This is a genomic window from Ruegeria sp. N4, from assembly GCF_056531425.1.
On sequence record NZ_JBQFLT010000009.1, the window covers coordinates 160,871 to 174,918 of the forward strand.

Sequence of the window (14,048 nt, forward strand, 5' to 3'; positions counted from 1 at the left end):
AATTGGACCGTAGGCTGAATAAAAAACGGGGTAGAGCATGCACGCTACAAGGTGGGTTATTTTATCGGCTGGATCTATCGCTCTAGCCACAGCGTCGTGTACAGATTTGTATCCTGACGCCGATGTCATGCCCACTCGCGCTGATGGGGCAGCCTTTTTCTCAGAAAACTGTACTTCTTGTCATGGTGTGGATGGTAGAGGCGGTGGCCCGGCAAGCAGCGGTCTTTCCGTTGAGCCAACAGATTTGACAACATTGAGCGCGAAGAACGCAGGCACTTTCCCTCAAGCACGGGCCCTAAGCTACATCTATGGCGACCCGGGAAACAGCCATCTTGCTCGGGTTATGCCGGAATTTGGCGGGGAAATGGCGGAAGACCTGGTTCCGGTTGAAATCGAGGGTGTCTTGACGCCCACCCCGCGCGAGTTAGCAGGGTTATTGTTTTTCTTAGAAGGCATCCAACAGTAGATTAGTGTTCTTGGCGTTAGGTCAGTAATTGATCGTTTGCCCGTGTTCTGGACTTGCACCTTTTTTGACCCGGTGACAATTGCGGGCCTAGCATTGTGAAGCGCCGTGCTCTGCTAGGCGTAAGCAGTCACTCAAAATCATTTGGCCGAATTGGCGTGTCGAGTCCAATTCTGGCAGACTGCGAGGTGACATATGATTTATGTCAAAGAGCCGCGCGCCTTCACATGCTAAATTTCGAATGTTAAATAGTGAAGCTGTTCTGAGCTCGTTGCTGCCTGTCCCCATCAATCGGTTTTGGGCCACAGGATAGCAAATGTTATATAGTAAAGGACCGACGTTGACCGGGGGAAGATGTCGGTCCATTTTTGTTGTAGTGAACTCTCGTATTGCAAAGGACCTCCGGCTTATGAGGCACTTTATGATCGTTGCAAGCATTGGCATTTCTTCGGTTGCAACGGTATCTGCGGCCGATGAGTTTTTGAACCTTGGCAAAGACCTCTTTGTTGAGCATTGCGCCAGATGTCACGGAATCGATGCAACTGGAAAAGGACCTGACGCAGTTGAATTGAAAACAGATCCTGCTGATTTAACAAAGATTTCTGACCGTAGGGGAGGCGTGTGGCCGATGCTCGAGGTGATGTCGATCTTGGACGGTTATTTGAAACCTCAACAACCTCGCGATGACATGCCTATAATCACCGAGTTGAACGACGGCCCTACTGTCGAATTCGATACGGGGAATGGTTTGGTTACGCGTATTCCTTCCAGACTTATCGAAATTGCTGAGTATTTGGAGAGTATTCAGTTTCCAAAGCCGGAACGTTATGTTCCGTGAAGTTCTGATCAGCAGTTGAGTACGCTAAAGAGCGCTGCACTGTGCTGCGTTGGGCGGGTGCCGAAATTAGCAAGGTTCAACGGATAGCCGCTCAAAGTCCAAGGCGGACTACACCAATGCTCTTAACGATGGTTGTCGACATCCGAAGCTATCTGGGTGACTTTCAGATAAGCGCTCCGATTCAGCATTTAATTTTCATTGTTCGTGGGCGGTTTTCAAATTTGCGCACAATCATTTCAACGCCAAGCGATCCCTGAGGCAGTCGTTAAGAGCATTGAGCGTAGGGCGACTTGTCACCGGGGCCGATCCAAGACTCTATCGAGTTGTGACCAGTCGATGGTTCGCATCAGTTCGTTCACGGCCTCTGGGTCTACTGTTCTGTCTCGACCGCTGTGTCTTACGATGTGACGCACCAGCCAAATGCATAGGCTGGTGAGAGCAAATGACAGGGTAAGGCTGATTAAGGTTTCGGTGCTCATAATGAAACTATATCATACCTTGGTATTGATGTCCGACCAGATGATGAGTGCCGAACCAATCCAGTGTAGTTTCCTAAGGGCTGTTATTGGCTTCAAAGGCTCTGCCACAGACCTAAAGCCCCAACCGCGTTGTCCATTTTTGAGATCTATCGCCAGCGTGCGAGTGAACCGCATTCATCAAATAAGGGTTGAATGTTGCCAATTAAGTGCGCTTATGATTGAAAAGAAGTGCTTTAAAGTTGTAGGACCCGTACAGGAACTATTATAAATTGAGCGCGTACTTTGAAACGCGCAAACTTATGGGCAAATCGTGCAAAGTTATGTGCAAATACCGCGCAGAGTTTTGGGCAAAGCTCCAAGATTTTCTTTAACGAAATCAATGTCGACAATGCAGCGTTATGAGCGCACCTACAGAGTTGTAGGGAAGCACAAAAACCGACAGCGTGAGCGATGCTGAAAAGCTCTCCGGTTTTCTGGCCGCTAAACATCCAGCTGGCTGCGGATCCAGCTGAGAAGGGGGGAGCGCGCGTCTCGCTCATGCCAAATCGCACGGATCCCCAATTCCGGCAGGGGAAAAGGGCAATCGCGCGCGATTAGAGTTCCGTTGATGGCTGCGGCTTGGGCGAGCGTCTCCGGTACAAAAGCGATTAGATTTGTTCCTTCCAGGAAGGCCGGTTGCAGATGCAGACTATCTGTCACCAGCCCAACCTGGCGTGGGGGCAAAGCCTGATCCTTGCCAAAAAGGTGAATTGGATCATCTTGTTTGGCCATGAGGCTCAGCCGGACATGTGGATATAGAAAGACCGTCTCGGCATTCCAGCTGTTCAACGCTGGGTGGGTTCGGTCCAATAGGCACACAAGGCGCTCGCGCAGTAGCAGCTTTTGAAGAAACTTCGGATTTGCCTGAAGCCCTGCGCCAATGATCAAATCGGCTTCCCCGGAATCGAGCATCTGGTAGCTGTGATCCGAATAGCTGTGAATTTCGAACACGATCCCTGGTGCTTGCTCTCGAATACGCCGAACAGCGTTTGCAAGGAAACTGGTGGCAATGAAATCATGGGCATGAATTCGAATAGTTGCGCCCGCGTTTTCAGGTGAGAATGTAACCGGTGCGGTCAGCACGCTGATCTCAGAAAGGATCGTGTTCAACCGCGCCGCAAGGTCCAGAGTGCGCGCCGTAGGCACCATTTCCCGCCCTTGCTTGACGAACAGAGGGTCGTCAAACAGGCGGCGCAATCTTGCCAGAGTGTGACTCATGGCAGGTTGCGTTACGTTCATTCGCTGCGCAGCCCGCCCGACATGCCGTTCCGAGATGAGGGCTTGTAGAGATTTCAGTAGATTGAGGTCAATTCCATCAATTTCATTCATACTATGAAGAAATAGTGATTATTTCCAATAATGTCCATTGAGTGCCATTTCCCTCTCGACCACCAGAGGAACGGATAGATGAATATTCTGATCACAGGGGCCAGCAGCGGCTTCGGAAAAGAAATGGCCATCAGACTTGCGGGCGAAGGCCAGACTGTGTTTGTCGGATTGCTGTCCGTCTTCTTCCTCTTCGCAAGCTCGATCAAGATCTTCGGCTGGCAGAAGTTCATATTTGAAACCCAATTGGCGATGTTCATCAAGTACGGGTTGAACCGGCAGATCATGGCCTTGGTTGGCGTGGCTGAATTGTTTGGCGCAATCGCGATCTGGTTTCAGGGTTCCTGGGTTGGAACCTTGGGTGCGTTGGCAATTCTTGGCACGTCCATCGGCGCCATTGGATGTCATCTGATCTGGGACACCTGGAAAGAAGGCGTTCCTGCCATGGTCACAGGCACTTTGTCCGCTATCGTAGCCTGGTCTGGCCGTGACGCGTTGTTGAGCATTTTAGGTATTGGCTGAAACCAAACTGTGAAACGGGAGTACATATCGTGACTGACAGTATCCGCGTGGCAAATGCCAAGGGCCTTTATCTGGAAGGCATTCGTGATGGCAAGATGGTCGAAGCGCTCGATAAATATACCGGGGATCGCTACACGCAACACTCAACGGGTGTACGTGATGGTAAACAAGGTTTCATCGAGTTCTTCACACCTTTTCTTGAGCGGAATCCGGTGCGCGACATTCAGGTTCTGCGCAACATCGAGGATGGGAATTTCGTCTTCGTTCATGTGTATCAAAGCCTCAACAACGGTGAAGCCCAGTGGGTAACGGCCGATATCTTTGATACCGACGACGACGGTAAAATCGTCGAGCATTGGGATGTGATTGCCGCGTATAAATGGCCAACCGTCTCGGGCCGCAGCATGGTGGATGGCCCAACCGAAATCGAAGATCTCGATCTCACCGAAGCCAACAAGACCGTGGTGCAAGGGTTCATCGACAATGTCCTGATGGCCGGACGCACCGATCTTGTGAATGACTACATATCGATCGACCAATACGATCAGCACAATCCAGACATAGCCGACGGATTGGAAGCTTTCTCCAGGCATCTTAGAGTGGTGACGAATGGTGGAAAGACCGCGCAATACGTCAAAGTTCACCGACTACTCGGCCAAGGAAATTTTGTGGTTGCCTTTAGCCATGTAAATCAAGACGAGGACGATTGGGCCATCTTTGACCTGTTCCGGCTCAAAGGTGGAAAGATCGTCGAACATTGGGATGTTCAGGAACAGATCGGCCCAAAAGAGACTTGGAACAACTCTGGCAAATTCTAGGGGAGGAGGCAGTCACATTTTCTCTGGCTGCGGTCAAAGATGATTGCTTTTTCAGGGCAAAGGCGCTGATGCCGGTTCAACATTCCAGAAATTGAATGGTTGTATTTGAATAACCCCGGGCGATACTCTGAACGCAGCTTATACTTTCGAAACTGGTGTGGAGTATCGAATGAAGAAGTTGGCGCTGACAGCAATAGCATTGATCTCCACTGGCGCGGTGTGGGCCGCCGGTATGGAACGGTGGGGTGAATCCGGGGACTGGACAATCCTGATTGATCCCGAAAAGGGCAACGGCTGTCTCGCGTGGAAACCGTTTGAAAATGACATGACCGTTGAAATCGGCGCGGCACCCAATCAGCCCGGCGGTTTTTTTGCCGCCTTTAATCCGGCCTGGGTTCAAATCGAGGACGGGGCAACCGGGATCGTACAGTTCGATTTTGGTGATGCGAAATTCGAAGGTGAAGCGGTTGGTGTCTTCAAGAATGGCGTGCCCGGTGGCTACGCCTTTTTCGACAACCCGGCATTTGTAACCGAGTTTGGAAAACGCCAAAGCGTTACGATCATTGGTGAAAGTGGGGCCGAGGTGGAACTTGATCTCAGCGGATCTGCCAAAGCCATTGAGGCCGTTCTGGCGTGTCAGGCCGAACAGCCGGAGCCGCTGAAGAACTAGGACGCGCCCGATTATTCCAATTGATTGATGTCTGGCACACATGGCTGCCTGTCGGCAGGCATTTCATCAGCACCGCCCGGAGCCTTGTTTCTGGACCCGCCCACATCCAGCTTGAATTTTGGCGACGAAAGCGGGCCAGTCACATCAAAGGGCCAGGCGCTTCGGGACAGGGGTTTGCCAACGCGACGGGGCTCTGCTCTGATCGCTATGCTATCGTTCAGCCAGTCCACTTGCCCCCTGGCCACCAACTGAACTGATCCCGTTTCAATGACGATGGAGTTTGAACTGACCCGCCCGGCCTGGATATCAACCGGGGCGACCACGCACGTGATGTCGGTGTAGCCTTGTCTGAATTCTTCTGAAAACAGCCACGGGAAAATACCCAGCCCGGCCAGTTCCAGTAGACTGGTACTAATGTAACCTTGCGACATCGACAAAGACGCATTGCCGCGCATCGAGTTGACGAAGGCCTTGCCCGAGGCGGTACTGCCAGAAACGTTGAACTCACCGCTCAATCGCCCATAGGCATCAATACCTATGCCCAATTCATCAAGGATCTCACCGAATTCCCATCCCGAGGTTGATCCTGATAATGAAAGCCAATCAGGTGAGTCAATCAGATCCACGACCGCACGCAGGCTGAAGTTTCCACCTCCATAAGCCATCTGAATAGGTCCGAAATCCACGGTTCCTTCTTTGGCAGACAATTGGCTTGAAACAGATGTAACGCCTTGCTGGCCTACAATCTCTTTGAATTCGATCTGTACCTCGACGTCAGCTTCTCGCAGAACACGTTGTACATCCAGAAGATCGGCAGGTTTCCCTTTTTCCTTCGGCAACACCAGGGGCTGAACGTCTGTCTCCTTCGGCAGAACCAAGGGTTGAACTTCAGTTTCAGGTTTTTGCGAGGCCTCGCCCAACAGGCTCTTGAGTTGGTCGAGTACGGCAGTGAGGTTCTTCAGGTCGTTGAGATCGAGCCTCTCGCTCGTAATGTTGCCCCGAACGATGGATGCACCTTCGGGAAACCGCGCATCCAAAGCCGCAAGAAGATGCGAAGACCCGGCTTCGAACTTGATTGCGGCATCAAAGTCTTCGCCCTGCCTGGAGGTTTCAGCATCGATCGCCAGAGCGCCGATTGCGACAGGTTGCAAGTTGAGCGCGGTCAGAAACTGCGCACCGTCGTCGACATCCAGTTCCACGTCAAAATCGAGACCGGCCAGCCCTTTTAGCTCGTGAACAGATAGCGCAAGATCCAGCGCCCAGAGATCGGTGTCGTAAGTGGTCGCGTTAAACCTGTTGAGTGAAACCGGCCCGCCTGCATTGGATATGTTGAAATCGGCTTTGATGCCGCCGAATTGGTCAACATAGTCTTCATCGAGGTTGGGCAAAATCAACTTGGCGGGCCCGTTCAACACACCATCGAATGTTACGTCCTGAAGCTGAAGCAGGTCGAGGATTTCACCTTCGGCTTTCAGGACCGGTTCCTCAACTGGCCCGGCTTGCAGCGCGATGCCCAGCATGGCCAAGCGGCCATCCGGCATGCGGCGAATGCTTTCGATTGAGGCTGGGCCGATTACGTCCAGCCCTTGGTCAAACGCATTGGTCTGGAACAGCAACTTCTCGAATTCGAAGGCAGCGAGGGATCCGACCATATGCATTTCAAAGCCGGTAAATTTCAGATCCTGAATACTCTTTGCTGCTGGCGGCGGCTGCCCTTCGGGATGAAGCCGCGCGTTGAAAAGCAGATCGACGCCCTGAGCGGTGTAGAGGTCATCAATGGAACCCTCAGCTTCAAGCTTCTGCCCATCCTCAAGGCTTACGGTGGTTGTAAACGCCTCGATTTTTAGGGCGTCTTGGGACAGGAGGTCAGCTTGCAACTGGCCATTGCCTTCCAAAACCCGTTCCAATCCAATGACATCCAGAAAATCACCGAATTCTCCGGTGTCCATTTCCAAGACTGCGCGATAGCCGCCACCTTCGTCTTCCGCCAATGGCTCGCCGTCATAGTTTACGGTCATTTCGCCAAAGCTGGCGCGCGTCGTAAATGGCGCGTCATGGGGGTAGTCGCCTTCGATTTCGAAACCCTGACCGTTGACGGAGCCCGAACCAGACACCTTTGACCGTTGTCCACTATCTACTTGTTCGAGCGCGAGGGACTGAAGGTCAAATACAAACGAGAAGCCCGAGACCTTGTCATCGATGTTTAACCCTATTGATGTGAAACGGACGTTCTTGTCGCTCAGGAAGTTCAGGATTCCGCTGCCTTCTGTGTCACTCTCATTGGCACTATCAGCGCTGGCGACGTCTTTTTGATCCTCCGCTGATACAGGTTCCTCGGACGCGGGCTTGGGTGTTGGATTGCCTTTTCGCCAGCTTGTTGTGCCGTCTGCGGCTGTAAGAATATTCGCCTGCAGGCCTTCCACGACCAGATTGTCAAAATGCAGACGCCCATTGGTCAAAGCGGCAATGTCCAGCTCCAATTCCAGCAGGTTCAATTCAACAAGGGGTGAGTCCGGCATTGTCAGGCTCGGGATGACCACACCACCGACGTAAATGTGACTAATGCGGCCAAGCGCGACGCTTACGTCATCGTTGACTAGAAGTGGCCGACCAATTTGTTCCGAAAGAACTCTTTCTACAAGGTCGCGCCGCAAGTCCGAGAACATCGGAGCAGCAAGCAATAACCAAACAAATGCGACTGCTGCGAATGCAAGTAATGCGACAAGCCCAATTATTCTAGATAGCCAAACCCTCATACACTCCCCTATCGCCGCTTGTGTCGTTCAGTCTCTCATGCAGATATTCCGCCCACCAAACTGAACGCCCGTTCTGAACCTTATTCAGGTCAATTGGCTCGTGTCACTCATCGTCGCTGGTAGCCCCGCCAGTCGCTTTTGTTCTTCCCATCAGTACACTTGCCCTATTTGTTGCAGCCTCTTCGGAAGTCTGGATTGGCCTAAAGGTCTGAACGTCATCGACTTCCAAAGTAAACGCAGCCTTCATGAGGACGGGACCATCAACAACCAGCATTTCCTTCTGCGTCGGCTCAATCCTGATTTGACCGGTTACAACGATGGGCTCGTAGACCGTCGATGGCGTCCATGAATCACTCAGGCGCAAACGTACCATCTGGTTCGGGGGCGGAGGTGGAACATGGCTGCACATTCCACGTTCGGGCACGATATACGCCATTTGGGAGCCATCTTCGTCGCGGGGTGCCGGGATCACAAATCCACCCAATGAAACGGTCACGCCATCGATGTCGATGTTGGCGGCCGTGCCCGCCGTCTCACGTCGTTCCATCACAATCCAGCGTTGGGAAATCAGCCAGTCCGCATCAACGCCTTCCTCAGCAAGGGTTGCTTCGGTCGCCTTGAGATCCATTTGAAGCTGGTCTAGCTGTTCCGGCGTCGACCCGCCTTTTTCTTGCTGCGCGCGCAACCGGACCAATTTGCGAAGCGCGCCAAGCTGTTTGCCGGTCAATTCGACAAAAGGATCTTCATAGTCCTGAGCGGTTTCATCGATCAAGTCTGCCCACTCGATACGTGCGACTTCCGAATGAGCCGGCAATGCCAGAAAGAATGCAGCAATCGCAGCATAAGACAGTCTCATTGTAATATGCTCCTCTTTAGTGCGGTGAACGATTTACAATTCGCAACTGCACCGCGTGTGGTCATTCCTGTAGCAAGTGCAAAAAGTACAAGAAGGGGCTCTATCGTCGTAGCGCCTCGGATCCGGGTTTTGAACTTGGGCCGGGGTTCACAAATTGATCGCCCCGGCCAGCGTCAGGACAAACGAGGTAGTTCTTGCCCTGAAACATCGCGACTTAGCCTAGTTGAGAAGATCACCGACGATGCCGACAGCGTCGACAACGGTAGACAGGTCATTGGTAACTTCGAGAACTTCGTCATCTACCAGAATGTAGCGGTTTCCTTTGCCCGGCTCCCCCAGCTTCCACTTGGAAAGGTCCCCTATATCCTCGAACTCCAGGTCAGATGGGAGCTTGGCACCGCGCGTGTAGCGCTTGATCTGACCAGGCGGCACAGCCTTTGGGCCTTTGCCGGGTTTGTCTTCGATCTGAATGCTGACATCACCTTTCTTGCCCCCCTTGTTCGGCTTTTTACCCTTGTTGTCTTTGGCATAGGCATCGCTGCCTCCAAGGATGAAAAACACAACTGCCAAGGCTGCGAGAATTCCGTATGCGATCTTCATAGATTGTTCCTTTGCTTCCCAACTTCATTCGACCGGCGTAGAAAATTCCGGCACGCGCTTCAGGGCTTCGATCATGTCCGCGCTCGTCATCAGTTCGATGAACGTGTAATCTTTCAGAACCCCCTGGCTCAGACGCGAAATATACATGGCCTGCACCATGCCCGGATCGTCCGGGAAACGGACGGTGATGTAGTTCTTGCCATCTGCCAGTCCCCAGAAATAGCTGATCATCTCACCACCCATTGCGGCGAGCGCAGCGCCCATGTCCTTTTCCCGGTCGGTTGGATTGTCGATCATGATTTGCCAGGCATCAGGGTTTGGTTCCCCGATCCCCAGGTAGTATCGGCTGTGAGACTCCTCCGCCGCTGCTCCGGAAACACCAATCCCAACTGCGCAAAGAGTTACTGCGATTGCCTTGTTCATTGATCGCCCCCCCCGTTCAGGTTCGACGGCGCAAGGCGCAGGGGCCAATTTTCCGCACACTCCGCTCATTCGAGCGTATTCTTGTAGAAGACGCCGTCTTTCATAATCACACGAATGGTCTCGAACCCTCGATCACGCGCGGGTGCATCAAACCACTTCGGATTTGCTCCAAGAACCGACAGGTCCTCCAGCGGGTTTCCATCGACGATCAGGATGTCGGCATAAGCCCCTTCTTCGATCACGCCCAGTTTGTTGGGATAAGGGTTCCGCCGCCCTGTCAGTTGGGCCAACTCACCCCCTGTTGATGTGGCCGCGACCAGGAAAGCATGGTTCCCCAGCAATTCAGCGAAGTAGTATTTTTCAAAGTCCCGGTGTGCGCGGCCAAACCCAATGGTGGACAGCACGGTGTCGACGTTATGCACGATCTTGGGTTTGTACTTTTTGATGTACTCAATGACGTTTTCTGACCCGACCAGATATTCTTCCAGTTTCGGTTTCACCGTCGGCATCGAAAAATTCGGATGGTCGAGCAGTGCGGGATCCATTCCAGCCACATTCAAGGCCCAGAAGATACCTTCATCCGCTATGCGTTTGACGGTCTCCTCGCTCACCATCTGAGCGTGCTCCAGTGACTTGACGCCTGCGTCGAGAGCCATTGAGACCGTTTCGTCCGTATAGGCGTGGACTGTCACATAGGTATCAAAGAAGGACGCAGCCTCGACCGCTGTCGAAATCTCATCAACGTTGTAGGCAACGGACCAGAGCGGGTCGAGCTCGGATGACACACCGCCACCGGCCATCAGTTTCAGGAAACTCGCCCCATGCGCGAAGTTAAGCCGCGATGCCTTCCGGATTTCCTCGGCACCATCAGCAATATAGGACAGGTTGAACGTATTGGCGACGTCGTCCGATCCCATGTTGAAGGTTCGCTGCTCGGGGTTACGCCAGTCACCATGCCCGGACGTCGGGCCGATGGCGGCACCTGACGCATAGATGCGTGGCCCGTCTACAATCCCCTTGTCGATCAGTTCGCGCAGACCTGATCCCATTCCGCCGGTATCCCGAACCGTGGTGTAACCATCGTAGAGATAGTCGCGGGCATTTTCAGCCGCGGTGGCCCCGATCTGATCCCATTTGGCGGCCTGAAGACCCGAGAAGGATTGCACGAGCCCTGTCGCGTAGAGATGCACGTGACTGTCAATCAACCCCGGCATCAACGTGCGCCCACCCCCGTCAACAAGCGTCGCATCAGGCGCATCAATACCGTCGGTCGAGACTGTCTTTATGAGATTGCCTTCAACCAGAACATTCGCGTTTTCGATCCGCTCTTCACTAATTCCGTCAAAGATATGCACGTTGGTGAACAAGGTTTGTGCGGGCGCGTCCTGCGCCAACGCGCTGCTTGCTGCCAAGGAAACAAGTCCAGCGATTGCTGTCAGTGGGGCCAGTGTTTTCACGTGTCAGTACTCCCATTTGTCAAAAAAAGGGGGCGCGGGATGCCGAGGTAAATTCACCCCGCGCGACACTCAATCGAGTGTATTCTTGTAGATCACGCCATCTTTCATGATCAGATCGATGTTTTTGGTGTAATCGACCAGGATCTCGGCATCCTCGACCGGGTTACCTTCGACCAGCAGCAGATCGGCGTATGCGCCCTGTTCGATCACGCCCAGCGGGCCTGCCTGGTAGGGATTGAGTTTTCCGGACAGTGCCAGAAGTGCGGCCGATTTTGACGTGGCCTGTTGCAGGATTTCGTACGAAGTCCATGCCTCCAGCCGGTATTTGAACTCATCGTTCTGTTTGGTCAGCGCGACAGGGTCCCCGATAATGTCCGTGGAGAAAGCCACGTTCTCGATCCCGAAATCTTTGATCAACTGCATCTGATTTCGCGCACCCGCTTGCACGCTGAGGAACTTTTCGGCGGACCCTGGCCCAAGTGCAGTAACAATGGTTTGTTCGTCGATCCCCAGAAGAGAATAGAACGGAACAATCCAGGCATCCGCGTCCTTGATCGCTTGCGCACCGACTTCGGTCATCAGTTGTCCATGTTCAATGCTGACAACGCCTGCCTCAATCGAGCGAACAATAGATTCGTCCGTATAGGCGTGAACCATCACATAGGTTCCCCAATCGGCAGCGGCCCGGACAGACGCCTCAAGCTCTTCCGGCAGACCCTGAACGGTGTGTAACGGATCAACCTGAGAGGATACCCCACCGCCTGCCATCACCTTGATCTGGACAGCGCCAAGCCGCAGGGCTTCGCGGGTCGCGCGCAGTGTTTCCGGCACGCCATCGGCCAGAAACTCCAGATGCTGGTTAAAGAAGGATGGTTGCGCCCCCATGAAGTTGGGATGGGGTTCTGTATAGACACGATGTTCTCCATGCCCCGAGGTTTGCGAGATCACAGGCCCAGAAGCGTAGATGCGCGGGCCAACGGCCTTACCCCGATCAATCGCTTTTTGAAGACCAATTGCCGGGCCGCCCGCATCCCGAACGGTTGTGAACCCCCGCAGAAGCATTTTCTCGGCCTCAATTGTGGAAACCGCACCCCAGTACATCCAGTCGAAGTTGTCGCGCAGGTCCGCCACCGGTTCGGTGACCGTCATATGCACGTGGGCATCGATCAGGCCCGGCATCAGCGTTCGACCACCACCGTCAATGATCCGGGCATTGGCAACGGCCAGCGGTTCCGACGATACCTCGGCAATCAGGTTGTCCACGATCAGAACGTTTGCGTTCTCAATGCGCTGTTCATCGACACCGTTAAACACGTGCACGTTGGTAAAGAGGATCGGGAAGTTTTCTTCCTGCGCACAAGCCTGGCTCGCGATCGCCAGACTTGCAAAGACCGCTGTAGCAGACAGTATTTCCTTTAATCCAAGCGTCATGGCGGCTCTCCAATCGCGAATCACAAATGTTGATTTATGAATGTGATTTTAGACTGACCGCTGAAAATTGCCTGACAATATGACCGGTCCGGCCAAATTGACTTGGCATTCTGCAAGCTTTCGGCGCCTTTTCTGCGTGTTTGCTGTCTTTCTGTCATTAACTTCATGATATTTGAGGGCGACATGGACGCATTTGAGCAAAAATCAAAGAAGGCGTTGCCGCTGGTCCGGGCATCGGTTGCTGCACCCGTTGTAGCTGCTTTGCGTGGCGCCGGTGTTGAACCGGCTTTTGTTTTGGACCCGCTGGGCGTGAGCGAATCCCAAGTGATGGATCGCCAGAATTTCCTGCCACACGAGACGATCTATAAAATCCATCAAGCCGCTGCTGACGCAACATCACCGGATTTCTGCGCGCAAGTCGGTCAATCAATTGACCTTGTTCGGTTTCTGCCTCTTGGTGACATGTTGGCCAAGGCGTTGACGCTGGGCGACTTTTTTACGCGCTACACTCAAGCCGTCTCGAAAGAATCCAATGCGGTCACGCAATCGCTGCTTGTGGAAGGCGAGCACGCCTATTTCAGTGCCAAGCGGAATTTCAAGCTTTCGGTTTCGCCCGGGCAGACCGACGCATTTCTGGCAAGCATCTGGATATCATTGCTGCATCGGGTTCTGGATTTCAGATGGGACCCGAGCCAGATCATTTTACGGGTCAGCGAACCTGACGTGCTACCCAGGCATTTTCATGGTGTTCATGCCATCATGTGCAGCCCTCAGGGTTTTTCGATCCGGTTTCCCTCGACCTGGCTGAGCCATCAGTTGACCCCGGAAATATTGGAGAATCCGTCAGTCCTGACACGCGCTACCCTCGACCAGCATGCGCCTCAGGATTTCTTGGCCGGGCTTCAGGGCCTGATCCGGATTCACCTGGCCGAGCCGGGATTTGGCGTCGATCAACTGGCGCGCCTATGCGGTTTCCACCGGGAGACATTGAACAACCGGCTGGCCCCTTACGGGCAATCAGCCTCCCAGGTCATATCTGGCGTGAAACTGGAAGAAGCAAAGAAGCTGCTGGGTCCGGCAGGGAAGTCCGTTGGTGAGACCGCATTGCGGCTTGGCTACGCAGACTCCACTGCGTTTTCGAGGGCCTTCCGAAAATGGTCTGGAATGTCGCCGTCAGCTTATAGGAATTTGGTGAAAGGGCAGGGCTGACGATCACTGTTGTCGAATCGATTTGCATCCGGTTGCATGCAGATGGATGCAGCCAAAGCGACGTAAACATGATGACCTTTCAAGACGCTCCGTTACAACCTGGCCCACAAGGCAATTCTGCGTATCAGCGCCTGCTGGACGAGATTCGCGAGGGCACTCTT

General features: G+C 53.3%; 13 protein-coding genes. 6 read left to right on the forward strand and 7 right to left on the reverse strand.

Features of this window, described 5'->3' with window-relative positions; translation table 11 throughout:
- Nucleotides 1-127 precede the first annotated feature (127 nt).
- Nucleotides 128-466 carry a c-type cytochrome gene (locus ACR0LW_RS15065; protein WP_171239062.1) on the forward strand — a complete coding sequence of 113 codons (339 nt, stop codon included), beginning with the start codon at nt 128-130 and terminating at the stop codon, nt 464-466.
- 418 nt (nt 467-884) lie between these two features.
- Nucleotides 885-1,301: a cytochrome c gene (locus ACR0LW_RS15070; protein ID WP_480883118.1), complete on the forward strand. Its 417-nt coding sequence runs from the start codon at nt 885-887 to the stop codon at nt 1,299-1,301.
- 959 nt (nt 1,302-2,260) lie between these two features.
- On the opposite strand, the gene ACR0LW_RS15075 is transcribed toward ACR0LW_RS15070, so the two are convergent.
- The gene (locus ACR0LW_RS15075; protein WP_480883119.1) at nt 2,261-3,148 is read right to left on the reverse strand and encodes a LysR family transcriptional regulator; all 888 of its coding nucleotides are present in this window, start codon (nt 3,146-3,148) and stop codon (nt 2,261-2,263) included.
- 78 nt (nt 3,149-3,226) lie between these two features.
- Here ACR0LW_RS15075 and ACR0LW_RS15080 point away from each other — a divergent pair, with 78 nt between their 5' ends.
- The 3 genes from ACR0LW_RS15080 (at nt 3,227) to ACR0LW_RS15090 (ending at nt 5,155) form a co-directional block, all read left to right on the forward strand.
- Entirely contained in the window at nt 3,227-3,667 is a 441-nt protein-coding gene (locus tag ACR0LW_RS15080) for a DoxX family protein (protein ID WP_480883120.1), read from the forward strand.
- A 29-nt stretch (nt 3,668-3,696) separates the two neighbouring features.
- On the forward strand, nt 3,697-4,485 hold the full coding sequence (locus tag ACR0LW_RS15085; RefSeq protein ID WP_480883121.1) for a nuclear transport factor 2 family protein: 789 nt from the start codon (nt 3,697-3,699) through the stop codon (nt 4,483-4,485).
- Between the two features lie 169 nt (nt 4,486-4,654).
- Nucleotides 4,655-5,155 carry a hypothetical protein gene (locus ACR0LW_RS15090; RefSeq protein WP_480883122.1) on the forward strand — a complete coding sequence of 167 codons (501 nt, stop codon included), beginning with the start codon at nt 4,655-4,657 and terminating at the stop codon, nt 5,153-5,155.
- An 11-nt stretch (nt 5,156-5,166) separates the two neighbouring features.
- On the opposite strand, the gene ACR0LW_RS15095 is transcribed toward ACR0LW_RS15090, so the two are convergent.
- The 6 genes from ACR0LW_RS15095 to ACR0LW_RS15120 all read right to left on the reverse strand — a co-directional run bounded on the left by ACR0LW_RS15095 (nt 5,167) and on the right by ACR0LW_RS15120 (nt 12,678).
- Nucleotides 5,167-7,821, reverse strand: coding sequence for an AsmA family protein (locus ACR0LW_RS15095; RefSeq protein WP_480883123.1), 2,655 nt, complete (start codon nt 7,819-7,821; stop codon nt 5,167-5,169).
- Nucleotides 7,822-8,014: 193 nt separating this feature from the next.
- Nucleotides 8,015-8,767 carry a DUF3299 domain-containing protein gene (locus ACR0LW_RS15100; protein WP_480883124.1) on the reverse strand — a complete coding sequence of 251 codons (753 nt, stop codon included), beginning with the start codon at nt 8,765-8,767 and terminating at the stop codon, nt 8,015-8,017.
- A 219-nt stretch (nt 8,768-8,986) separates the two neighbouring features.
- Nucleotides 8,987-9,367, reverse strand: coding sequence for a hypothetical protein (locus ACR0LW_RS15105; protein ID WP_480883125.1), 381 nt, complete (start codon nt 9,365-9,367; stop codon nt 8,987-8,989).
- Nucleotides 9,368-9,391: 24 nt separating this feature from the next.
- Nucleotides 9,392-9,790, reverse strand: a complete 399-nt coding sequence (locus tag ACR0LW_RS15110) for a hypothetical protein (protein ID WP_480883126.1) — start codon at nt 9,788-9,790, stop codon at nt 9,392-9,394.
- Between the two features lie 65 nt (nt 9,791-9,855).
- On the reverse strand, nt 9,856-11,202 hold the full coding sequence (locus ACR0LW_RS15115) for an amidohydrolase family protein (RefSeq protein ID WP_170634421.1): 1,347 nt from the start codon (nt 11,200-11,202) through the stop codon (nt 9,856-9,858).
- 114 nt (nt 11,203-11,316) lie between these two features.
- Nucleotides 11,317-12,678, reverse strand: a complete 1,362-nt coding sequence (locus tag ACR0LW_RS15120; RefSeq protein ID WP_480883127.1) for a metal-dependent hydrolase family protein — start codon at nt 12,676-12,678, stop codon at nt 11,317-11,319.
- 102 nt (nt 12,679-12,780) lie between these two features.
- Between ACR0LW_RS15120 and ACR0LW_RS15125 the strand changes: the two genes are divergently transcribed.
- Nucleotides 12,781-13,887 (forward strand): helix-turn-helix domain-containing protein, encoded by a 1,107-nt coding sequence (locus ACR0LW_RS15125; protein ID WP_480883128.1) that lies wholly within the window; start codon nt 12,781-12,783, stop codon nt 13,885-13,887.
- The last annotated feature ends 161 nt before the right edge of the window (nt 13,888-14,048 follow it).

Excerpts from the sequence above, each read along its gene's own strand:
- ACR0LW_RS15095 (WP_480883123.1), bottom strand. The coding sequence starts at position 7,821 with ATGTTCTCGGACTTGCGGCGCGACCTTGTAGAAAGAGTTCTTTCGGAA.
- ACR0LW_RS15100 (WP_480883124.1), bottom strand. The coding sequence starts at position 8,767 with ATGAGACTGTCTTATGCTGCGATTGCTGCATTCTTTCTGGCATTGCCG.
- ACR0LW_RS15070 (WP_480883118.1), top strand. The coding sequence starts at position 885 with ATGATCGTTGCAAGCATTGGCATTTCTTCGGTTGCAACGGTATCTGCG.
- ACR0LW_RS15080 (WP_480883120.1), top strand. The coding sequence starts at position 3,227 with ATGAATATTCTGATCACAGGGGCCAGCAGCGGCTTCGGAAAAGAAATG.
- ACR0LW_RS15120 (WP_480883127.1), bottom strand. The coding sequence starts at position 12,678 with ATGACGCTTGGATTAAAGGAAATACTGTCTGCTACAGCGGTCTTTGCA.
- ACR0LW_RS15090 (WP_480883122.1), top strand. The coding sequence starts at position 4,655 with ATGAAGAAGTTGGCGCTGACAGCAATAGCATTGATCTCCACTGGCGCG.
- ACR0LW_RS15110 (WP_480883126.1), bottom strand. The coding sequence starts at position 9,790 with ATGAACAAGGCAATCGCAGTAACTCTTTGCGCAGTTGGGATTGGTGTT.
- ACR0LW_RS15105 (WP_480883125.1), bottom strand. The coding sequence starts at position 9,367 with ATGAAGATCGCATACGGAATTCTCGCAGCCTTGGCAGTTGTGTTTTTC.
- ACR0LW_RS15065 (WP_171239062.1), top strand. The coding sequence starts at position 128 with ATGCCCACTCGCGCTGATGGGGCAGCCTTTTTCTCAGAAAACTGTACT.
- ACR0LW_RS15075 (WP_480883119.1), bottom strand. The coding sequence starts at position 3,148 with ATGAATGAAATTGATGGAATTGACCTCAATCTACTGAAATCTCTACAA.